Source organism: Cupriavidus sp. FW305-F7, assembly GCF_058782875.1.
The window spans coordinates 21,279-44,007 of sequence record NZ_JBYSYC010000058.1 but is presented as its reverse complement, the minus strand read 5'-3'; the positions used below and the strand labels follow the sequence as shown (position 1 = coordinate 44,007).

The following is a 22,729-nucleotide window of genomic DNA, read 5'->3' as shown; positions in this document are numbered from 1 at the left end:
GGTCACGCTCACTGCCAGCACACTCGGCAAGGTGCAGGGCACGCTGGACATCTCGGTGTACAAGGTGACGGGGTCCGGCGCGTCAGTGACCCTCACGCCCGTCAAGGATCTGAGCTGCAAAGTCACCAACGGCCTGCAGAACTGCAGTGAAGAGGTGCCGGCCGGTACCGTCAGCCACAACGACAAGCTGCAGGTACAGGTCGACAACAACCAGGCCACCGATTGGGGAGGCCTCGCCGTCAACCTCGCCTGCATCAAGTAGGCACGTTGGATGGTGGCGCGCGTCTGGGCCGGGGGGCAGGCGCGCGCTTGAGCGGCGGCAGGACACATTGTCCTGCCGCCTTTCTGTTCTCCATGCTGCCTGGCTGGCGAAGCGCACGCTGGCCGGCTGCTGACTTCCTGTTTGGAGCGGGTTAGTCCTGACAGGCGTGGCCGAGTCGATTGGCAATCGAGTCGCCTGGCGCCTTGGACGGTGCCCATGCGCATCGCCATGGCAATCCCTTCGGAGCGAGTCTCGCCACCTAAAACTGCCCCGAAGGGCATTGGAGGAGCAAGTCAGCAGCGCCGCTCTTACTCCACCGTCACCGACTTCGCCAGATTACGCGGCTTGTCCACGTCCGTGCCACGCGCACATGCCGTGTGGTACGCCAGCAGTTGCAGTGGCACCACATGCAGGATCGGCGACAGGTCGCCATAGTGCTCAGGCATGCGAATGACCTGGATACCGTCCGACGACTGGATCTGCGTATCGCTGTCGGCAAACACATAGAGGCGGCCGCCGCGCGCGCGCACTTCCTGGATGTTGGACTTGAGCTTTTCCAGCAGCGCGTCGTTGGGCGCGATGGTGACCACCGGCGTCGCTTCGGTCACCAGTGCCAGCGGGCCGTGCTTCAGTTCGCCCGCCGGATAGGCCTCGGCGTGGATGTACGAGATTTCCTTGAGCTTGAGCGCACCTTCCAGCGCGATCGGGTAGTGCAGGCCGCGGCCCAGGAACAGCGTGTTCTCGCGGCGCGTGAAGTCTTCGGACCAGGCGATGATCTGCGGCTCCAGCGCCAGCACGCCGTGCAGCGCCGCGGGCAGGTGGCGCAGGTTGGCCAGGGCCTTGGCCTCGGCGTCTTCGGTGAGCAGGCCGCGCGTCTTGGCCAGCGCCAGCGTCAGCATGTAGAGCGCGGCCAGCTGCGTGGTGAAGGCCTTGGTCGAGGCCACGCCGATCTCGGTGCCGGCGCGCGTCAGAAAGCGCAGTTCGGTTTCGCGCACCATCGCGCTGGTGGCGACGTTGCAGACCGCCAGCGTGTGCACGTGGCCGAGCGCGCGCGCGTGGCGCAGCGCCGCCATGGTGTCGGCGGTCTCGCCCGACTGCGAGATCACCACCACCAGCGCGCGCGGATTGGGCACGGTGTCGCGGTAGCGGTATTCGCTGGCGACCTCGACCTTGGTCGGGATCCTGGCGATGCTCTCCAGCCAGTACTTGGCGGTGCAGCCCGAGTAGTAGCTGGTGCCGCAGGCCAGGATCAGCACGCTGTCGATGCCGGCGAAGACCTCGGCGGCGCCGTTGCCGAACAGTTCCGGCGATATGGCCTCGATGCCTTCGAGCGTGTCGCCCAGCGCACGCGGCTGCTCGAAGATCTCCTTCTGCATGAAGTGGCGGTACGGGCCCAGCCCCACCGAGGCGGCGTGCGCTTCAACCACGCGCGCCTCGCGCTTGACCGGGTGGTCGTCGACGTCGTGGATGGTCACGCCGTCAAGCGTGAGTTCGACCACATCGCCCTCTTCCAGGTAGATGATGCGGTTGGCGGTGCCGGCCACGGCCAGCGCGTCGGAGGCCAGGAAGGCCTCGTTCTCGCCCAGCGCCACCACCAGCGGCGAACCGGCGCGCGCGCCGACCACGCGGCCCGGCTGGTCCTTGGCGAACACGGCGATGGCGTAGGCGCCGTGCAGGCGCTTGGTCACCGCGCGCACCGAGGCGAACAGGTCGCCGCGCGTGGCACTGCTGGGGTAGGTGTAGGCCTGGTGGATCAGGTGGGCAACCACCTCGGTATCGGTCTGCGATTCAAAGCCGTAGCCGACCGCGCGCAGTTCTTCGCGCAACGGCTCGTAGTTCTCGATGATGCCGTTGTGGACCAGGGCGATGGTCTCGCCCGACAGGTGCGGGTGGGCGTTGACGGTATCGGGCTTGCCATGCGTGGCCCAGCGCGTATGCGCCACGCCGGTGAAGCCGGACAGGCCGGAAGCCTGTGTCTGCGCGTCCAGGTCCGCCACGCGCGACACCGTGCGCGCGCGCTCGACCGTATCGCCGCGCACGACGGCGACGCCGCACGAGTCATAGCCGCGGTACTCCAGGCGGCGCAGCCCTTCGATCAGGACTGGAACGATATTGCGCGTGGAAACCGCGCCGACGATGCCACACATGGTGAACCCCCCGTTTCAGGCGCCGGTTGCCCCGGCGCCGGTATCAATTCACTGACGCCGCCTCGCCGAGGCGGCGTTTCCACGGCCGCTCAAGCGGCGGCCGGACGATTACTTCTTCGGCTGCTTGACCGGACGCTGCCAAGCGGCGCGCGTGGCTCCCCACATGCGCGCTTTCGTGTTGTCTGCCAATTTATGATTTCTCCCCATTCCACACTGTTCGATTGTCCTGTCGGATTCGAATCTCTTGCGCGTCGATGACTTTTGCGGCGCCAGGCCGTGACATCACAGCAAACATCAATGACTTGCCGTCAGGGGCCGGAAATGCGTGGTGCCTGGGCCGCGGTCTGACGGCAAAGAAAGAGGGTGTAGGCGCCACAGGGATGCGCCTACACCCTTAAGTTGGCAACGGGGTGCCGCTTGGCATTGTGCTGCATCGCAGCATCAGCGGTACCCCTCCAGCGATGGGAAGCACGAGTGCAGCGTAAAGAAGTGCTCGGCCTGCCTGAAGCGTTGGGGAATTCTGACTGGATATGCCCGAGAGGGCGGTTCAGGCTTGTGGGCGCTGCTCCTTGATCACCACGACCGCACCGAAACTCAGCAGGCATGTCGCTGCCATATACCAGGCCGCCGACATGGGGTTGCCGGTCAACTTGATCATTCCCGTCACGATGAACTGCGCGGTCCCGCCAAACACCGCGACGTTCAGCGCATGCGAAATCGCGGCGCCGCTGGCGCGAACCCGTGCAGGAAATGCTTCGAGCACAAGCAGGGTGCCAACGGCAGCGCCAAGTGCCACCATTGCGCTGATCAGCCCGACGCCAACCAGGACTGGCAGCGTGCCGTCTGCACGCACAATCATCAGGAAGACCGGGAAGACCAGAAGCACTTTGCATCCCGCCGTGAAGAGGGCCAGCGGCTTGCGGCGGGGCAGTCGGTCGATGAGCAGGCCGGACAGCGGCGGGATGACAGTCAGCAGCAGCGCGGACAACGTTGCTGCCAAAAATCCTGTGCTGGCAGGTACGTGCATCACGCGATGCAGGTAGCTTGGCATGTAGTAGACGATGACGTAGACCGGGATCGTTGACCCCATCCTGATCAGGATCGCCAGGAGCATGGTGCTGCGATGCTCGCGCCACAGCTCGACGAGCGGCGTGGCGGCAGCTCTGCCCCTTGTGTCGGCGACCGGCGCCTCGCGAAGCTGGCGGCGAACGTAGATGCCGACTGGCGCGATCAGAAGTCCGATCAGGAACGGGAGACGCCAGCCCCAGGAAGCCAGATCCTCCGGCGACATCACCTTCGTGAGAAGGGCGCCCAGGGATGCTCCCAGCAACGCAGCCGCGCCCTGGCTCACGGACTGCCAGCTGACCACGCGGCCACGACTCGACACCGGTACGGTTTCCATCACGTATGTTGAGGCAACGCCAATTTCGCCGCCGACGGCAAAACCTTGCAGCGCCCGACCGATGATGATGATGACCGGCGCAGCCGCACCGATCATTGCAAACGGCGGGCAGAGGGCGATGGCCGCCGTTCCGACGGTCATCAGGCCGATGGTTCTCGTCATCGCCGCGCGGCGCCCGACACGGTCGGCGTAGGCACCGATCATCATCGCGCCAAGCGGCCGGATGAGAAAGCCAACGCCAAAGGTGCCCACTGCCAACAGCAACGAAGTCAGAGGATCTTCCGCCGGGAAGAATTGGTCTCCGATCATCGCCGCGAAGAATCCGAACACGGTGAAGTCAAACGTTTCCAGTCCACTGACGAGAGACGTTGCGACGACAGTCTTTCGGAGTTCGCTTTCGCGTTTCTGAGTGTCTCCTTCCCCCATCTTCAACCGTCAATGCTCCAATTCATGACTTTCCCCACCTAAGCGTGGGGCCCACTAAAGCAGGGTAAGACCCGGTCCGACCCCCATCAATAATCAACCCCGGCAAGCCTGACCCCTTGCCTGACCCGTTAGGGTGTAGGACTTCCTGTGCCTACACCCTTCTTTTTTTGTGCTTTGGCAAATTGCGGGAAGAAGGGCGTATAGAGGCGTCCGGAATTCCGGTGGGCAAGATGCGCCGGATCAGACGATCTTCCAGGCCAGTAACACGGCCGAAAGAACAGCAGCAAGCTGGCTGGCCCGGGACGAAACGCGCAGCGGCATGACGGAATTTCCCACGCTCGACGAGGCACGCATTCTTGCTCAATATCGCTTCGCGCACATCCCTCCTTTTTGCGGGTCCACTCTTACGTGGGGATAGATAACTCGCTAAAAACGCCATTTGTGCCTTGAAGATGTAGCCGCTGGAGCCATACACTTCGCCGGTCATTCGCGTAATGACGCAGTGCAAAAAGAGCGCGCCACCGCGCCGAGCAACACGAAGCCAACACCGCCAGGTTCAAATCCGCAGGCAGCGCAAACAAGCGGAAAGGCACCAGCGTGTGCCATGTCGGACAAGCGGAATCCCCGCAGCACAGCCCGCTCAGGAGACGGCGGACAATGCGGGCCTTCTTGTAACAAGGGAATAATCGAGACGTGCTAAAGCTTTCAAGCAGGCTGACGTTTGGCAGGGCGGTAATGTACCTGGGGATCGTTCCGTTGCTGGCTTCCTGTGCACTCGCACCAGGGATGCGCTTCGACCCGCAGCGACCGCTCGATCCGGAGGACCCGGAATCGGTGCCCAAAATCACCCGGATCACGCCGGCGCTGGTGCGCACGCTGAAGGCCTCCACACAGCCAGCGAACGCTGGGGTAGAGGAGCTGTTCGCAGACCCGAGGCCCTATACCGTGGGCGTGGGCGACATTCTCTCGATCGTTGTGTGGGACCACCCGGAACTGGTGTTCCCCACGCAAACGTACTCGATTGGTACTGCGTACGAGATCCCGAACTACAGCGGCGCGGCCAACGTGCCGGGCTACGTCGTAAGTCCCGCGGGCACCATCCAGTTTCCATATGCCGGTGTGCTCAAGGTTCTCGGCCGCACGCCGGACGAAATCCGCGGGCAGTTGAGCACCCAGCTCAAGCCTGTCGTCAACATGCCGCAGGTCACCGTACGCGTGCTCGCCTTCCGCAGCAAGCGCGTCTACATGGACGGCGAAGTCAAGACGCCTGGCCCCCAGAACGTCGACGACGTACCTATGACCTTGGTCGAAGCGCTCAACCGCGCCGGGGGTATCAACGTCCTGACGGGCGACAACAGCCGCATCCGCGTTTCGCGCGAGGGAAAGACCTACGTCGTCAACCTGCCTGCGCTCCTGCAGCAAGGCATCGATCCCGCCCAAATCCTGCTGCGCAACGGCGACATCGTGCGCGTGGAACAACGCGAGGACAGCAAGGTATTCGTGACCGGCGAAGTCGTGCGTCCTGTCGCCGTTCTCCCGCGCAACGGCCGCCTGACGCTCAGCGAGGCCATTGGTGAAGCTGGCGGCGTCAACCCCCTCTCGGCCAACGCCAAGGAACTCTACGTTATCCGCAAGAGCAACGATGGCGAAGCAGAGGTGTTCCACCTCGACGGCAAGTCACCTGTCTCTTTTGCCCTGGCCGAGTCGTTCGAGTTGAAGCCGAGGGACGTCGTCTACGTGGATGCCGCAGGTGTGGTCCGCTGGAGCCGTGTGATCAACCAACTGCTGCCGAGCGGAAATTTCTTCACATCCACGGCGAACGCGGTCAAATGATCAAGACTGTATTGGTGGTTTGCATCGGCAATATTTGCAGGAGCCCTATGGCGCAGGGGCTTCTTATGCAGGCATTGCCGGATGCCAACGTCATCTCCGCTGGCCTTGGTGCGCTCATTGGCAAGCCGGCCGACGTGCACGCCATCGCAGTCATGCACGAGATTGGCCTGGATATCACCGGCCATCGGGCCCAGCAACTGAGCCGAGCCATGACAACGCGTGCGGACCTCATTCTCGTGATGGACAACGACCAGCGGCAGGACATCCAGCACTTGCACCCGGCCACCACCGGTCGTGTCTTCCGCATCGGGGAGCTTGCCAGGTTCGATGTGCCAGATCCCTATCGCGAAGCACGTCCCGCCTTCGAAAACGTGCTGCAGTTGATCCAACGCGGCGTGGAAGCCTGGGTGCCGCGCATCCAGGCGCTTCGATAACTGATTTAGTAATGCAGATGAACCAGACTCCCCCTCCAGTTGTTGTCGCTGCGCCTCCGGATGACGAGATTGATCTCGTCCGGTACCTAGATGTGCTGCTTGCCAGTCGTTGGCTGATTGCATCCATTGCGGGAGTGGTGCTGGCGCTTGGGGTGGCTTACGCATTCTTGGCTCCGCCAGTCTATCGGGCCAATATCTTGGTCCAGGTGGAGGACAATCCGAACAGCGCCAACAGCCTGCTGGGTGACGTCTCTAGTCTGTTCGATGTCAAGGCTCAAGCCACGGCTGAGATCGAGATTCTCCGCTCGCGCATGGTTGTCAGTAAGGCGGTGGACAATCTGCGACTCTATATTTTGGCGAAGCCCAATTATTTTCCTTTTTTTGGCGCCAAGATCGCTAGCCGCGCCAAGGGTCTATCGGAGCCAGGACTATTCGGCTTCGGTGGCTTCGCCTGGGCCAGAGAATCGATTATTGTCGAGCAGTTCGATGTCCCGGAATCCGTTGAGGGCGAAAAGTTCAAGCTGATTGCCCTGGGGGAGGGCCGCTACCGTGTGGAGCATTCCAGTCTGGACGCGCCCCTTGAAGGGCGTGTAGGTCAACCGCTGACTGCCCAGCAGACCGTGGGCGACGTCACGCTCCTGGTAACGGAGATGAAGGCAAAACCGGGTATCACGTTCAACCTGGTGCGGAACTCGCACCTGCAGACAGTCGAAGAGTTCCAGGATCAACTCCAGATCGCCGAAAGGGGAAAGCAGAGCGGCATCATCGGTGCTTCGCTCGATGGTACTGACCAGAAGCTTACGGCGAGCATCCTGAATGAGATTGGCGAAGAGTACGTTGCGCAGAACATCAAGCGTAAAGCCGCTGAGGCGGAGAAGTCGCTCGTCTTCCTGGGGGATCTCCTGCCACAACTCAAGGGCGAGCTTGAGCGAGCTGAAGTGAAGTACAACGAGATGCGCAACAAGCGCAATACCTTCAACCTGAGTGAGGAAGGTAAGACATTCCTGCAGGAAAGCGTGATGGCCGAAACGAGGCTGCTCGAGCTGAAGCAAAAGCGCACCGAACTATCGACACGTTTTGCTGCGTCCCACCCGGGCGTGCAAGCCGTCGACCAGCAAATTGCAGCGCTAACCTCGAAGGTCGCCGCTATGGCTGGGCGCATGAAATCTTTCCCCAATGTGGAGCAAGACACCCTGCGGCTGATGCGCGATGTGCAAGTCAACAACGACCTCTACGTGGGATTGCTGAACAATATGCAGCAACTCAAGCTCGTCAAAGCTGGCAAGGTCGGCAATGTACGGCTGCTTGACAATGCCCCGGTTCCCGAGGAGCCCATCAAGCCGAAGAAGGGCTTGGTCATCGCCCTCGCAGCTTTTCTCGGTGTGCTGATTGGTGTCGTAGTGGCCTTCGTGCGCAATGCGCTGTTCGGTGGTATCACCGATTCGCAGGACATTGAGCAGCATACGGGTCTGAGTGTCTACGCGACCGTGCCTTTATCGACCGCACAGAATTTCCTCACCGAAGAAATCCGCCAGCGCAAGTGCGGCAATTTCGTGCTCGCAGAACGTAATCCTAATGAGCCAGCGATTGAAAGTCTGCGCAGCCTGCGCACGGCGCTGCAATTTGCCATGCTCGATGCGGACAACAAGCGCGCGCTGCTCACGGGTCCCACGCCGGGCGTCGGCAAGTCATTTGTCTCGGCCAATCTCGCCGCGGTGATGGCCTCGGGCGGTAAGCGCGTGCTGCTGATCGATGCCGACATGCGCAAGGGCCACCTAAACCAGTATTTTGGCAAGTCCCGAAACAAGGGGCTGGCGGACGTGCTGCTCGGCAAAGCAGGCTTTGACGAGGCGGTACATCGCGAAGTAATTGAGAACCTGGACTTTCTCAGTACCGGAAGCTTGCCTCCGAACCCGGCTGAGCTGCTGCTCAACGCCCGCATGATGAAGCTTCTTGATGAGTTGGATCACCAGTACGACCTTGTCCTGATCGATACGCCGCCCGTTCTTGCCGTCTCCGATACCGCGATCCTTGCCGCCAGCTGTGCAACGGTGCTCCTGGTGACGCGCTTCGAAAAGACCACCATCGGCGAAGTGACCGAATCCACCAAGCAACTGCATCAGGCCAAAGCCGACGTGAACGGCGTTGTGTTCAATGGCCTGGATCCGAATGCGTATCGCTACGGATATGGATCGAAATATGGACGATATCGCTATGCGCACTACGGCTACGCAGTAGACAGCGAGACATCTAGCGTGCAGTGAAGGCCAGATAACAGTTTTGTAAAGGACCTCTGTCGTTATCAAATGCTAATGGAGCTCACGCGCAGAGGGGGCTGGCTTCTAATAATAGGCATAACGACTAGGTTCTCGCCTATAGACCATCGATAAGCACAAAATACAGGCCAGAGCAAAGGCTTTCTAGAATCTGGCCAGGGTCATATTTGACTAACTGTTTGCGGACCAGTTCAAATGAAAGTTCTAACCGTTTTTGGTACTCGCCCAGAGGCGATCAAGATGTCTCCAGTCGTAAAGGCGCTGGAGGCCTGCAAAGGTGTTGACGCGAAAGTGTGTGTTACCGCTCAACATAGAGAAATGCTTGATCAAGTATTGGAGCTCTTCGCAATCAATCCCGATTTTGACCTGGACCTTATGAAGCCGGGTCAGGATCTGACCGATATCAGCAGCAACGTTCTGCTGGGTATGCGAGACGTGTTCAAGGCTTGGCGACCCGACTGGGTTCTCGTGCATGGCGATACCACCACAACACTGGCAACAAGCCTAGCTGCCTACTACGAAAAGATTCCCGTCGGTCATGTCGAAGCTGGTCTTCGTACCGGCAATATCTATTCTCCCTGGCCGGAGGAAATGAATCGTCGCATTGCGGGGGGCATATCCGCGGTCCATTTCGCACCGACGGAGAACGCAAAGGCAAACTTGCTTAGTGAAGGAGTCCCTGAGCAAGCAATTCACGTCACCGGGAATACCGTCATCGACGCACTCCTAGAGGTAGTGAACCGAGTACGTACCGATGACGGACTCGGCAATGAACTCGATCGTCGCTTCAGCTTTCTCAACAAAGCCAAACGATTAATTTTGGTCACTGGCCACCGTCGCGAGAATTTTGGCTCTGGATTTGAGAACATCTGCGCCGCGCTCAATGAGATAAGTCAGCGTAACGACGTCGAAATCGTCTACCCCGTCCACCTCAACCCGAATGTGCAAGAACCTGTCAGGCGCATACTTGGTGCTAGCCCAAACATTCACCTGATTGCACCGTTGGATTATCTGCCGTTTGTGTATCTGATGGATAGGGCAGCAATCCTGCTAACCGATTCTGGCGGGATTCAAGAGGAAGCGCCTTCGCTCGGTAAGCCCGTGCTTGTGATGCGTGAAACTACGGAGCGGCCGGAAGCCGTCGCGGCAGGCACGGTTAAACTGGTGGGCACGCATAAAGAAGCAATCGTTCGCGAAGTAATGTATCTACTTGACGATTCAGCTATCTACAAGAGAATGAGCCAAGCTCACAATCCGTACGGTAATGGGAAGTCTTCAAGGTACATCGCGCAGATAATTGCCGGTACATTGCCTGTGAGCGGGTTGCTCGCATGAAAAGCACGGTGAAAAGACTATTCTTTCTACTGATTGGAACAGTCGCGGGTAGTGGCAGTACCTTTGCACTTAATATAGTTCTCGCTAGGCACTACGCGCCTGGAGACTATGGTGCGCTGGCATCCGCGATTTCGGTCGCAACTTTCGCTTCAGTATTTTACGGCTTTGGCATTACACAATATTGGTTAGCCGCCTACGGGCGAGAGGGATGGGGTGCGCAAAGGTGGATAGGATCGTCAATTAGACTGGTGCTCATCAGCACTCTTCTAATTAGTATAGTGTACATCGCGTGGGCTGCATTTGGCCCACACGCCGGAATGGAGCGAGACATATTACTGATTCTTTCTTTCTTTTCGATAGGCCAGCTTGGTGTGGACATAGTTGCAGCCAAACTGCAACTGGAAGAGAAGTACACAAAGCTTGCTACATGGCAGGCGGCTCCCCAAGCTTCCCGATTTCTTGCTTCGGCGATTATTCTTTTTCTTGTGAAGGGATCTGATGTTCGGTGTGTAGCAATTGTGTTTGGGCTAGTCGGCATAGTTGTGCTGATTATCGGATGGATATCTGCGCAAAAGATGGTCGATGGAGAGATTTCCCTGGTTGGGCATGGCCAGAAGCCTCACGTCAATCTTCAGCCAGCGAGACCGTTGAAAGATCTGTGGTATGAGCTCTATCCATTCGGGGCCGCGGCAGCACTGGGATTTATCTACTCCCAAGGAAATATCATCATGGTGAGATATCTTACAGATGGGATGGGAGCCGGAATTTATTCTGCTGCACAGAACCTGATGAACGCGGTAATGCTTTTGCCCGTGATTGTATTTCATAAGTACCTGATTCCGAAATATCACCGTTGGGCATACTCAGATGGAAGTAAGCTAAGGAGTGTATATGTGATGTCGGAAAAGGTAATGGCGGCGTCAGGGATCGCTTTTATGCTTGCCTTCCTAGTATTTTCCGAAGAGATCACTTCTTTGATATTTGGCAGCTCATATAAAGATTCCGCGGTGGTGATGCGGATTCTATCGCTTGCGATTCCCGTCTATTTCCTATCATATAGCTCTGCAGCGGTGCTTGCCACAAGAGGCAACATGAAAAGGAAGGTTAAGTATATGTTGTTGGCTGCGATATCGAATGTCATTTTGAATATTATCCTGGTGCCAGCGCACGGGCCAGTAGGGGCAGCGGTAGCCATTTTTCTATCTTATGTATTTCTCCTGCTAATGTACAAGCGATCCATTAAAATTAATGTGTTTAACGAGTTGCCGGATGCTTCGTAGCTGACTGTCACAAATCCAGCGTAGGCAGTTGGAACGGAGTATCCATTGGTTTAAAAGGCTATAATTCTAATCACGTTAAATGACTCTCTCCGAGAATGCTTAGCGATCTTGTTGTGGATGCACCCAATTGTGCAGTTGATGAGTTCCTAGACCAGCACAAAATTCCGTATTTGAAAAATCATGTGATAAAGCATGAAACCTACTTCAAGACGGGCGGAAAGATATCTACCTACATTTTGCCCAGTTCTGAGCGGGAGCTGATCTTGGCATGCGGATATCTTAGAAAGAATGGCGTGGATTTTAAGGTCATCGGCTCGACGTCAAATGTCGTTCTTCTGGATGACATAGATTATTCAATAATTATCTCCACAAAGCTTATCACCAACATAGAACTGTCCAGAGAAGTTGTCACAGTGGGGAGTGGTTATCAACTAAGTGAATTTGTAAGAGTTGCCGCAATTAATAGTGCCACTGGGTTTGAGGGGCTGGAGGGAATTCCCGGAAGCATCGGTGGGGCAGTTTGGATGAACGCCGGCGCCTATGGATACAGCATTTCTGACTACCTTGAATCTGTATGCTATATAGCTGAAAATGGCGATGTTCTTACGGCAACGAAGGATGATTGTAACTTTTCATATCGATCTTCTATTTTTCGAGATAGTGAAAAAATCATTGTTAACGTCAGATTCAGGCTTACTGCGGGTGATCGAGCTAAAATCTCCGCGAAGATCGAGAAATATCATATTGCGAGGCATCTATACCAGGAATTCTCATGGCCAAATCTGGGTAGCATGATCTCCGTTAAACATGATATTTATCACGAAATATTTAAGTCGAGCAAGATATATTGCTATGTATATATTTGCGCTAAGCTGATTCTTAAAAACCCGGTAGTGAAGTTCATTAGGAGAAAGAGACCAAACAATAATGAGTTCAATATTCTTCTTGGTCACTACATCAAGACGAGAACAGGGGGGCAGTTACGATACCGGCCATCGAGAAAAGGTGCGAACATCATGATACATGATGGTTCTTGCGCGGTTGAGGATAGTTACAAGTATCTCTTCTTGATCAATGACCTAGTTTCTCGAAAGTTCACCATCGAAAACGAGTTTATCATTGGCCCCGGAAAGCCTAAAGATGGAGAGGCATGCCTGCGACTTAATAACTTAATCAATCTTATGATAGCTCATGGCATCAGCTTCAAGAACAATCTTGGAGATCGTGGCGCACACGGTAAGAGCGGACCCGGGGGGCATATAGAATGATTTACACATTGACATTTCAGAATGTGCTGAATTATGGTGCTGTGCTTCAAGCATATGCGCTGCAGAAATTCATTGCGAAAGCGGGTTATCGGACTAGTATTGTTGACTATCGTCCAAGCTATTTTAGCTGGCAAATATATCGCCCGGCTAAAGGTTTTGCGAAGACTGTTAGGAAATATAAAAGAATACTATTATTTCGAGATTTTCGAAAAAAATATCTTGAAATCACGCATTCGATTGTAAGGAATGTTAATGATCTGAGAATCTTGCCGGAGGCCCGGGCCTTTGTGTGCGGTAGTGATCAAATATGGAACGACAAAATAACGGGAGGGAACGTTGACTCTGTCTTTACCCTCGCCGTGGATAGCCCTGGCAGGAAAATAGCATATGCCGCGAGTGCTGGTGGGCATAGGATCAGTAAGCAGGGTGATGCAGTCCTTAAGAGAATCGTAGATTTCCATAGCATCGGAACTCGAGAGGACTATCTGGCTGATGATATAAAGACCTTCAACAAGACCAGTCTTATCGAGCATGTTGTGGATCCAACGTTGCTGATCGAAGACTATGACGATCTACTTGCTGACGGAAATCATCCAACTGGCCGCTATATAGCTTCGTACGAAGTGAGCGAGGATGCTTCGCGAGAGAAATTCGATATCGCCGTAAGACGGTTGAAGGAGCTTACCGGTCTGCCGGTTTATCATCTCGGAGCTAAGCCAATACCATCGGCTGACCATACTCTCGATGTCATTTCGCCCTGCGACTGGCTGTCTACACTCTATAATGCGACGCTTGTGTGTACTAATTCATTTCATGGGACAGCATTCTCCTTGAATTTTGGTAAGCCATTTTTAACAGTTTCCCATATTGAGGCCGAGAAGAATGCAAGAGTTATCTCGCTGTTGGGAAGATCGAAACTGAAGGGGCGATATTGTTTGGACGCGGAGGGAATTTCCTTGGACGAAGTATTGGCCGCGTATGACAAGAGCAGCCTGAGGAGTTTTATCCAGTCTTCGCAGCAATTCCTACTTAGCTCACTTAGCGATTCTGCTTTCCGAGCAGATCTGATCGATGCGGCGACTCCGGCTGTCGTGACGCCTTAGAAGATGGTCTAGCGTGGCACCAACATACTAGGAAAGATGAGGGCATACGGGATGCCGGCGAATTGAATCGGAATCCCGGCTCTAAATTGCCGGCTAGCGATTCGATCAAGTTTGGGATTAAGAAGGCGGCGGAAAGGTCGAGAAAGAGAATAGAGAAATGAATAATGATCCTCAATCGGTCACCGTGAAGACCTGGGTAGTGGCGTATATAGTAATCACCTCGCTGTGCTTGGACAGTCTTCTGAAAATTCCAGTAGGTGAAAACTATCTTCATTTCTCAATCATATTGAGTCTGGCATTTATTTTTTTTCTTGGCTTGCAACGTCCTGGCTCAACGTTGCGAAGAGTAGGTGCGGTTGCGAACGATAAGGGACTATTATTGATCGCGACTTATGCGGCTGTACATGTGGTATTTGCGATGAATATTTCGGTATTTTTCACATTGTATTTATACATAGCCTTCTTTGTGCTGATGTATATAATCGCAAATATCCTTTCGGATAAAGTAAATTGGCGGTCAGCAGCCGAGTACGCGCTAATTTTGTTAATAGTGACCGGATTCGTTCAGTACGCTCTGGCAAACCTATTTGGCTTTCAGTTGGAACTCAGAGGCCTCGATGCCAGTTACTACTCTGGCAAAGGGGACCTTGGTTACAGAATGAGAGGTTTCTTCCTTGAGCCGAACTGGTTTGGCCTTGCCTTGTACTCTTGGTTGTATCTGTATATTAGGGAAACTGAGAGATTCAATAAAAGATTCAGCGTCGTGGCGACGCTTGCGTTGGCAACTCTTTATATAAGTAATAATCGTCTTATCCTTGTTCTTGTGTGTTTGCTTTTTTTGGGGCTGGTGATTCCAAAAAGGAGTAAGGTTCTAAATACCTTTTTCGCATTGGGATGCGTGATCGCTGCTGTTGCTTTGTATTTGCTCTTTTCAGTGGATGACGGCGGAATCGAAGACAGATCCGCAACTGCTCGACTATATACCTCAGCTGCGATATTGACCAGATGGAATGAAAGCGATCTGCTGACCAAAATAATTGGAAATGGTTTTTCCAATTGGGGCTTTTATTCAAATAAATTTGGTTTTAGCAAAAGCAATTACCTTATGGATCAGTCTCTCACTAGAAGGGATAATGCAGAGATTTATGTTTTTCTATTTGAGATGGGTGTGTTGTCGTTTTTAATTTTCGGCTACGACATACTGAGGCAGGCGAGGCGATCAATTCATAAGCTCGATCTGCTCTTTGTTTGTTCAATATACTTATCTGGTCTTTTTTATCCAGTGTTTACGTTTATTTACTATCTGTTCCCATACTTGGTTGTGCGTGCGAAACTTAATGCCCAGGTGAGAGGCCGTGCGAGGTAAGTTGGTGGGAGATCGGCTTTGATCGGAGATGTATTGTCGGCTTGCCATTATGCGACTCTGACGAAAGGCGATTCTCTGAGGTACGAGGAAATGCAGAGGCCGTGTTCGAGTCTTTAGGGAACAGACCGCTCCCTGCCAATGTTAGCATGTGCTGAGGAGAGGAGGACCGATGGGCGTCCTCTTCTTTTCAGAATGCGCTTCTCGGTTGCGAAAGTGGCGTCGTACCCTATTTCGATGAAAGAGGGATTACTTTTGAGACGGTTCCCGCGAGCAGGTCTCCCTTGAATAAGTGGACTCAAGTCCGACCGCTAATTTGCTTGAACTTTTCAATCAAGAGTAGCCATGCAAATTGAGAGTTAGTGAACAGGTAGCGTTTCCACATTCGTCGGGGCTCCTGGATAACTCGATACAACCATTCTAGTCCGCAGTTTTGCATCCAAGGTGGTGCGCGTTTGACTTTTCCGGATATTACATCGAAAGTACCGCCGACCCCCATAATAAACTTCGAGGACAGCTTCTCCTTGTATTGTTCGATGAAGAACTCTTTTTCGGGTGATTTTATACCGACAAAAACCATGGTTGGGCAAACCTGATTTATCTTCTCGACTATCTCGGCCTCTTTATCCCGGAAGTAACCATTATTGAAGCCGGAAATTCGTAAGTTTGGATGTGAGATTCGGAGGCGCTTCATCATAGAGAAGAGCACCTCGTCTGTCGCACCCAGGAAGTATACGGAGTAGTCGTGTCTTTCAGCTAAGTCTAACAAATCAACGAATAGATCGACGCCAGTTATCCTCGGAGGCGTTGAAATCCCGAGGAACCTTGCCCCGAGTTTCGCCCCCATCCCGTCAACGTTGATTAGGTTTGCCTTGTTTATGGTCAATCTAAAGGCGGCGTCATTTTGTGCCATAACGATGGTGCCGACATTGATATCGCCTCGATGGTATATGTCTGTTCCGGTATCTATGGCCTGTCGGATTGAGTTTATGGTGTCTTCTTTGTTGATGGGGTCAAATCTGACGCCTAGTAGACTCGGGAAGCTCATTTTCTTCATATCGGAATAGGGAATCTTCGAGTTATCCTGAATTTAGCTCGCGTTAGTGTAGTAGCGGGGATCGGCGTTTCTGGCTTTTATTAAAACTTGTTGGAAATATTTGAAATTTTCTGAAAATATTCTCTGGCCATTTCGTCAAGCGTTTTTGTTGTTTGTTTTATTGTTCTATTTGGTTTTATAAGATAGAGCTTATCGTTGATTATTTTTTCTATCTTGTTTGTTAGGTCGATCAGGGAATCTGCTTTAAAGCGAAAGACTAGTGGGTCGGGATTGGCCTGAAACGCGGAGATGTCGCTCGCCAGGACGATGTGGTCCCTTGCGAGGGCTTCGTAAAATACCATCCCAAACCCCTCGAATCTGGACGGAGTGCAAATAAAGCTCATGTTTCGGAGTAACCTGAATGGGTCGCTTTGATATCCCCAAAAGAAAGCTAACCCTGAGAGGTTCGCATTTGATAATTTATCCATCAGGTCATTAGATAGTTCGCCAGTTCCAACGATATGAAGTTGAATTGTCGTGGTAGGGAATGACGATTGAATTCTTATGAAGGCGTCGACCAATAGGTCAATACCTTTGACGCTATCTAGGCGGCCGACGTATCCGATACGGACTATGTTGTCATCGCTCAATTCCCGAGTCTCTGCTTCGTTAGTGTCAAAGCCATTCTCAATAACTTCCACGTCGAGCCTCTTGTTGTGACTCAGGAGATATCTTTCGACTGCGGGCGATACGGCTATGCACGGAAACCCCGTCATGAACTTGAGAATGAAGTTCTTGTTGGGAAAGATGCTGTGACATACAAAGACAGCTGGTGCTCGGAGTACCAGGAGCAGTGGGAGAAATGCGCGGTGATGTACCACGAAGATTCTATCGTCTCGGCAGAATATGTACCTAATGAGAGATAGAATACAAAGGAATACACTCGAGCGCTTCGTTTCTATTGCCGTCGTGATTTTATCGAAAGCTAGAATGCAGGAACTATCGATCTTGGTTTTGAATAATTTGTGAACAATTTTTTGTGCACCACCAAGTTCAATATTTGAGTGATTGATCAGGTGATAGATCTGCATAGCGTTTCTAGTGGTACTCTTGCGCTGGGCGGGTACTATGCCGGCGCTTGAGCTCAGACGTGGGAAGCTCTTAAGGCCAAGGAGAAGGATGCTCTGAACAACTTCGGGGGAGCGCCTTTTGCGGCTGGGGTGTCAATTGGACTCCCTAGAGGAAGGTCGGGGCGCAACTGAAATGCGGGGCGTGACCGCGTAGAGAGCTTTTGTCGAGAGTCCAGCATACTTGTTTGCCGGATGCGCGTACGCATGTGGGAGCCGAATTTGGTTGAATCACTCCCAGTCCTGCAGTGCCAGCACGTCGGGGAAATCCCCGCGGTGTTGTATGTGGTGTAGCGCTAGTACGCATTCCGCCCCGTCCATCCCTTGAACGCCGTCCAGAAAATAATCCTCACATCCATCCAGAACGACCAGTTCCGGATATAGAAGATGTCATGCTCCACCCGCCTGGCCATCTTGTCCAGCGTGTCGGTCTCTCCGCGATAGCCGTTGATCTGAGCCCAGCCCGTGATCCCGGGCTTAACGCGGTGGCGCAGCATGTAGAAGTCCAACTGCTCCTTGTACATATCGTTATGCGCCATGGCGTGCGGCCGCGGGCCGACCACACTCATTTCGCCCTTAAGCACATTGATGAACTGCGGCAGTTCGTCCAGGCTGGTGCGGCGCAGGAAGGCGCCGATCGGCGTGATGCGGCTGTCGCCTTTGGTGGCTTGCGTGACGGTGCCATGCTCGGCGTGGACCTTCATGCTGCGGAATTTGTAGACGTGGATTACGCGGCCGTCCATGCCGAGGCGCTCCTGCTTGAAGAAGACGGGGCCCGGGGAGTCGCGCTTGATCAGGAGGCCAATAATCAGGAACAGCGGCGACAGGGCGATGAGGACGAGCGCGGCAAAGGCTCGGTCGAAGATGGCCTTGATCGTGCCCCGTACGCCGAGCGCGGGCGGTCTGTTCATTTCCACCGCGGGCATGCCGAGGAAGTTGCCGACGTTGTGGTTGAGCAAGTCGAAGTCGAGCACGCTCGGCATCCACTTGATGTCGATGAAGTCATTGCGCAGCGAGAAGTTGATCTCCTGCATCAGGCGGAACTCGCTCATCGGCAGGGTGAGCCAGATTTCGTCGATCTCATGCTCGCGCGCGAAATCGGCGATTTGGGCGCTGTCGGTGATGCGGCGGCGCCCTTCGGGCGTGGGCTCGCCTTCGGGGGCGTAGATGCCGCTGATCTTGAATCCGGTGGCGTGGCTGGCGGTCGCGCGGCGGTACATCTCCTGTCCGGTACGGCCATAGCCAACGATAAGCACGCGCTTGCTGTTGGCGCCGGTGACGCGCAACAGGTTGAGCACGACGCGGCTGGCCACGCGCAGGCCCAGCAGGCCGGCCAGCGAGAAGGCGTACCAGTAAACCATCCACAAGCGGGAGAGGGAGTCGGCCTGGTGCAGCAGGTAGGTCAGCAGAACGCTGATCAGCCAGACCAGGCTCCAGGCGGATAGCAAGCGTGTGGCGAGCGAGAACAGGCTGCGGCCACGCCATGAGCTGTAGAGGTCGAACCCGGGCAACACGATGAAGGCGATCGCGCAGCCAAAGTACTGGACGAACAGGTGGATCGGGGCGTGCGCGCTGGCAAAGCGCGCTTCAGTGGCCAGTATTGCCGCAAGCCAGATGACGCCGGCGTCGAGCAGGCGAACCATCAGCGCGAGCTGATCGTGATGCCTGGCAAACATATCGCGATAGACACCCATTTGCTTCCCCCGAAGCGTTCGCGTAATGGGCGCTCAAGCGAGTGCCCATGCCCTTTTTTCTCCTCCGAACTTGCAGGCCGTGCACAGTGGCGGCCAGGCTCGTCGCTGGCATGCATCTTGGTGTGCATGCTCTTGGCGCAGACAAAGCAGAGTCGTGCGGGACTGCCTTGCGGCAGTCGGTTCCATGGCGTGGCTGTGGTCAGCTAGTGACCGGCCACTGGCCGCATCCTTGAGTGCCGTCCCTGGAACTGCAACGCTCTCTTCCTACCGGCGCGCTGGTGGCGCCGGTGTGCTTCGTGTTTCTGGTGCGAATAGTGCGGTGCAGCGTGACCCGTCGGTACCCTGCGTAAGAAGGGAAAGTGGGGCGATGTTTGTGTGGCACCTTTACGTCGCTCTCTTTCGTTGTGAGACGCATGGTCAAGTGCGAGGGGCCGCCACGGCTAGAGTCTTGCGTCGGCATTGCGATTAACGCGGTAGTGCCGATCTCAAGCCAGTGTCACGGCAATCTTCAGCAGGATGCAGCAAGACATGAAAGGGAACGTTTTTACCCGCGATGAGCTGGACGCCTATTTTTCTTCCTTCGTGGGGATGGAGGGCGGCAACCCGGCGGCAGCGGTCTGGATTTGCGATCATGTACCTACCACGGTGGGCTTGCCGTTGGCGGCGCCGCTGGCTCCGCAGCGAGTGCCGAGCGCCTGGGACGCGCATTTTCGGGTCGCTCACGCACACGATATGGCAAGGTGGCAGACGCACCAGCGCATCGCGCGCATCATGTCGGCGGCCTGGGAAATGGTGTTATTCGCCCGGCGCGATAACTGCAGCTGGCAGCGCTATCTTTCCGAGTATCTCTACCGTGCGCGCGGCTGGGAATTCAAGCTGAGCCTGTTTCCGTTGCCGATTCGCGCGGACAACGGGCTGCCCTGGAAACGGCTGCATGGTCAGCAGCCCGAACTCAATCCCAAGGTCAACTACCTGTCACTGTGCCGCGATGGCGGACGCTTCCGCTTCATCGAGGCATTGCGCCGGCGCCAGCGCCCCAAGGTGGTGATCTGCCTGGGCGAGCGTCACGAGGATGACTACTTGCACGCGTTTGGCATGCGCGGCCAGCCATACACCGAGCATGTCCTGAAGCCGGCTGACCAGGCACGGGTACTGCGCGTCTACCAGGACCAGGGCACGCGCCTGGTTATCTGCCCGGCGGTGGCCGGCGCTGCCGGCCTGGGATCGGACGTCCTGTTGAATGCAATGGGGCACTTCATCAGCCAGTGGCTGACGATCGCCGATTTCCAGATACGGCCAGAAGAGCCCGATCGGCACCGACAGGAAGAGCCCGAAGCCTCGGTGTGACACCGTTTGGCCACTGCGGCTGCGGTGTCATCACGCGGCATGACGCTGCATCCATTGCTGATAATCCTTGCCCTGGACTGCGATCGCGGCTTGCCAGAAGGCACGGTTGCCGGCGTCGGTCGCGTAGGCCCGCAGGTCGCGCGGTGACATGCCGAGGGTGCGGCGGAATGCGCGCGTAAAGTCGGACGGGCTGTTGAAGCCCAGCCCGTAGGCGATGTCGTTGACAGCCAGGTGAGGGTAGCGCACCAGGTCCTGCGCGGCAGCCCGCAGCCGGCTCTTGCGGATATAGGCTTGCACGCCGCCTTCGGGTTCGAACAAGCGGTAAAGGGTGGCTCGCGAGATTTCCAGCTTTGACAGCAGCCTGGTGGGCGACAGTCCGGCTTGGCCGGGATCGGCGTCTATCAGCCGACGGGCGCGTGCCAGTACGGCGCTGCGCACCGCGGTGCGAGTGCTGCCGTCCAGGCCCACGCCTCGCCGCAGTGCTCCGACCAGCAGCTCCACGCCGGTGTGCATGGCGTGCACGGCGGCCTCGGGTGTCATGGTTGGCAGATCGCGACTGAGCGCGACGGCGTGTGCGACGGCCAGTCGGCTCAGCGGTGTGTCGGTCTCCACGATACGTCCGTGCGCGGCCTCGGCTTCCATGAAAATGGCATCCATCGTTATGCGCGGGACGAAGAATGAGAGCGCGCGTGTTGCCTCGCGCCGCATCTCAATCGGCTGCCCAAGGTCCGTCAGCAGAATACCTCCGTGGCGCGGCTGTGGATTGCGGCGCTCACCCACCACTACGCCGGCGCTGCCTTCGACGAAGACCTGTATCGCGTGATGCCGTGCCGAGTCAGTCGAGATACGCGCGAGGCTGCGTTGCAGCCTGACGCCGTCACAGCGGCAGTCCGTGAAAGACATGTCCGCGATCAGGTAGCGGTCGATGGCTGCGTGGAAGGGCGCAAGGAGGCTGTCGCGCGTAACTTCCAGGTCCATGACGTGCCCAACGCGTTGTCGCCACGCAAGTATCTGACCCCTGGCGGCTTGCGATCCATTTGCACCTACATCGAAGTGGCTGTGAGGCAAGCGTTCGGGTTCGGCGCTCGTGAGCTGGGTAGCGTGGCGCGGTGAGGCAGGGACGTTTGACACTTTCGATGACGCGAAGCTTGGTGACTGGTTACCGGCCGGTACAGAACAGAACAGAACATTGGCGCACGAGGGCGACTTTAACCCAAACGCACGACGTACGTGTGACATGCGGGCACGCTTGTAGATTGACTTGCTACGAGTTTATTGAGGCCTCGCGCGCGTGATTGCCGTGATATTGCGTTGAACGTTACCCCGCTTACGAAGGGAAACGAGATGACAACGTATCCCTCGAATGGGGGGAGAAAACACGCTGATTCGCGCGCAGAATCCGGCCGCTGCCTAGTTTGTGTGGTGCAACAAATCGCTGAGCGGGGGCTCAGCCTTTTGGCATCCTTTACTCACCCACGCGGTAGAGGCATGAAAACAGAACCGAATACAGTATTTACGCGTGAACAGCTCGAAGAATATTTCGCGTCGTATGTAGGGATGGAAGGGGGAAATCCGGACGCGCCAGTATGGTTTTGTGACAGTTCACCGCATCCGAGGGCGGAGTCGATGGTGGCGCCGCTGGTTCCGCACGCGCAAGCCAGTGCGTGGGACGCTGCGTACCGCCACAAGCACCGCGCCCACATGGAGCGCTGGCAGTCGCACCAGAAGATTGCCAGGATCATGGCCGCAGCGCGCGCACATTTCTTCAACACGCCCCTGGGCGAGCGGGACTGGAAGCATTACTTCGAACATCATCTGTACGCGCCGCACGGCGCGGAGTTCAAGCTCAGCCTGTTTCCGCTGCCAGCGCGGCTGATTAACCAGACACCGTGGTCGACGGCATTCCGCGGCCAGCCGGAGCTTGTGCCCAGGCAGCGTTACCTTGAGCTTTGCCGCGAAGGTCAGCGCTTCGCCTTCATCGACAGGATCCGCAGGCTCTGGAAGCCAAAGGTGGTGGTATGCCTGGGCGAGCGCCACGCCGACGATTTCGTGCAGGCGTTCGCTCTCGGGAATGTGCGCGGTGCCGACCACATTCTGCAGCCCGCTGACTTGCCCAAGACCCTGCGCGTGCTCGAGCACGACGGCACCACGTGGATCATCTGCCCGGCACTGGCCGGCGCAGCGGGACTGACGTCTGACGTGTTGCTTGACGCGATGGGGCAGTACGTTGCCGGCTGGCTGGGACCGGGCGATTTCCCTGCGCTCTGCTCTGGTGCAGACGCCTGTTAGCGAGGACGTAGTGAGTCACGGCGGGCGTGCGTCGGCGATGCTGCAGTGCGGCTTACGAGGCTGCGCGCAAGGACAGGCTATCCCCCGCCAAGTAGGGGTGACACCGA

Annotated in this window: 16 protein-coding genes and 1 pseudogene; 11 read left to right on the top strand and 6 right to left on the bottom strand. The window is 56.1% G+C overall.

Going from position 1 to position 22,729, the window contains the following annotated elements; all coding sequences use genetic code 11:
* Positions 1–262: pseudogene (locus tag AC3WL8_RS34960) on the top strand (hypothetical protein); the annotation flags it as partial.
* 308 nt (positions 263–570) lie between these two features.
* On the opposite strand, the gene glmS reads toward AC3WL8_RS34960, so the two are convergent.
* Together glmS and AC3WL8_RS34950 are read right to left on the bottom strand one after the other, a co-directional pair.
* A complete protein-coding gene (gene glmS / locus AC3WL8_RS34955; protein ID WP_492379814.1) occupies positions 571–2,409 on the bottom strand; it encodes a glutamine--fructose-6-phosphate transaminase (isomerizing) in 1,839 nt (612 codons plus the stop codon).
* 547 nt (positions 2,410–2,956) lie between these two features.
* Positions 2,957–4,237 carry an MFS transporter gene (locus AC3WL8_RS34950; protein ID WP_492379819.1) on the bottom strand — a complete coding sequence of 427 codons (1,281 nt, stop codon included), beginning with the start codon at positions 4,235–4,237 and terminating at the stop codon, positions 2,957–2,959.
* A gap of 693 nt (positions 4,238–4,930) precedes the next feature.
* Here AC3WL8_RS34950 and AC3WL8_RS34945 point away from each other — a divergent pair.
* The 8 genes from AC3WL8_RS34945 (at position 4,931) to AC3WL8_RS34910 (ending at position 15,132) form a co-directional block, all read left to right on the top strand.
* On the top strand, positions 4,931–6,070 hold the full coding sequence (locus tag AC3WL8_RS34945) for a polysaccharide biosynthesis/export family protein (protein ID WP_492379813.1): 1,140 nt from the start codon (positions 4,931–4,933) through the stop codon (positions 6,068–6,070).
* Entirely contained in the window at positions 6,067–6,504 is a 438-nt protein-coding gene (locus AC3WL8_RS34940; RefSeq protein WP_492379812.1) for a low molecular weight protein-tyrosine-phosphatase, read from the top strand. Before AC3WL8_RS34945 ends, AC3WL8_RS34940 begins: the two co-directional genes overlap by 4 nt.
* Positions 6,505–6,515: 11 nt before the next feature.
* Positions 6,516–8,768, top strand: coding sequence for a polysaccharide biosynthesis tyrosine autokinase (locus AC3WL8_RS34935; protein ID WP_492379811.1), 2,253 nt, complete (start codon positions 6,516–6,518; stop codon positions 8,766–8,768).
* Positions 8,769–8,975: 207 nt separating this feature from the next.
* Positions 8,976–10,115, top strand: a complete 1,140-nt coding sequence (wecB, locus tag AC3WL8_RS34930; RefSeq protein WP_492379810.1) for a non-hydrolyzing UDP-N-acetylglucosamine 2-epimerase — start codon at positions 8,976–8,978, stop codon at positions 10,113–10,115.
* An 8-nt stretch (positions 10,116–10,123) separates the two neighbouring features.
* On the top strand, positions 10,124–11,395 hold the full coding sequence (locus AC3WL8_RS34925) for an oligosaccharide flippase family protein (protein WP_492379809.1): 1,272 nt from the start codon (positions 10,124–10,126) through the stop codon (positions 11,393–11,395).
* A 95-nt stretch (positions 11,396–11,490) separates the two neighbouring features.
* Positions 11,491–12,663, top strand: a complete 1,173-nt coding sequence (locus tag AC3WL8_RS34920) for a UDP-N-acetylmuramate dehydrogenase (protein WP_492379808.1) — start codon at positions 11,491–11,493, stop codon at positions 12,661–12,663.
* The gene (locus AC3WL8_RS34915; RefSeq protein WP_492379807.1) at positions 12,660–13,766 is read left to right on the top strand and encodes a polysaccharide pyruvyl transferase family protein; all 1,107 of its coding nucleotides are present in this window, start codon (positions 12,660–12,662) and stop codon (positions 13,764–13,766) included. The genes AC3WL8_RS34920 and AC3WL8_RS34915 overlap by 4 nt, the downstream gene beginning before the upstream one ends.
* 157 nt (positions 13,767–13,923) lie before the next feature.
* Entirely contained in the window at positions 13,924–15,132 is a 1,209-nt protein-coding gene (locus AC3WL8_RS34910) for a hypothetical protein (RefSeq protein ID WP_492379806.1), read from the top strand.
* 295 nt (positions 15,133–15,427) lie between these two features.
* On the opposite strand, the gene AC3WL8_RS34905 is transcribed toward AC3WL8_RS34910, so the two are convergent.
* From AC3WL8_RS34905 to AC3WL8_RS34895, 3 genes are all read right to left on the bottom strand, one after another.
* Positions 15,428–16,186 carry a WecB/TagA/CpsF family glycosyltransferase gene (locus AC3WL8_RS34905; RefSeq protein WP_492379805.1) on the bottom strand — a complete coding sequence of 253 codons (759 nt, stop codon included), beginning with the start codon at positions 16,184–16,186 and terminating at the stop codon, positions 15,428–15,430.
* 80 nt (positions 16,187–16,266) lie between these two features.
* Complete coding sequence (locus AC3WL8_RS34900; protein WP_492379818.1) at positions 16,267–16,941, bottom strand: glycosyltransferase family 4 protein; 675 nt, start codon at positions 16,939–16,941, stop codon at positions 16,267–16,269.
* A gap of 647 nt (positions 16,942–17,588) precedes the next feature.
* Positions 17,589–18,968 carry an undecaprenyl-phosphate glucose phosphotransferase gene (locus AC3WL8_RS34895; RefSeq protein ID WP_492379817.1) on the bottom strand — a complete coding sequence of 460 codons (1,380 nt, stop codon included), beginning with the start codon at positions 18,966–18,968 and terminating at the stop codon, positions 17,589–17,591.
* A 546-nt stretch (positions 18,969–19,514) separates the two neighbouring features.
* On the opposite strand from AC3WL8_RS34895, the gene AC3WL8_RS34890 reads away from it, so the two are divergent.
* On the top strand, positions 19,515–20,333 hold the full coding sequence (locus tag AC3WL8_RS34890; RefSeq protein WP_492379804.1) for a transcriptional regulator: 819 nt from the start codon (positions 19,515–19,517) through the stop codon (positions 20,331–20,333).
* Between the two features lie 30 nt (positions 20,334–20,363).
* On the opposite strand, the gene AC3WL8_RS34885 is transcribed toward AC3WL8_RS34890, so the two are convergent.
* Positions 20,364–21,311, bottom strand: a complete 948-nt coding sequence (locus AC3WL8_RS34885; protein ID WP_492379803.1) for a helix-turn-helix domain-containing protein — start codon at positions 21,309–21,311, stop codon at positions 20,364–20,366.
* A gap of 510 nt (positions 21,312–21,821) precedes the next feature.
* Here AC3WL8_RS34885 and AC3WL8_RS34880 point away from each other — a divergent pair.
* The gene (locus tag AC3WL8_RS34880) at positions 21,822–22,622 is read left to right on the top strand and encodes a transcriptional regulator (protein ID WP_492379816.1); all 801 of its coding nucleotides are present in this window, start codon (positions 21,822–21,824) and stop codon (positions 22,620–22,622) included.
* Positions 22,623–22,729: the final 107 nt, after the last annotated feature.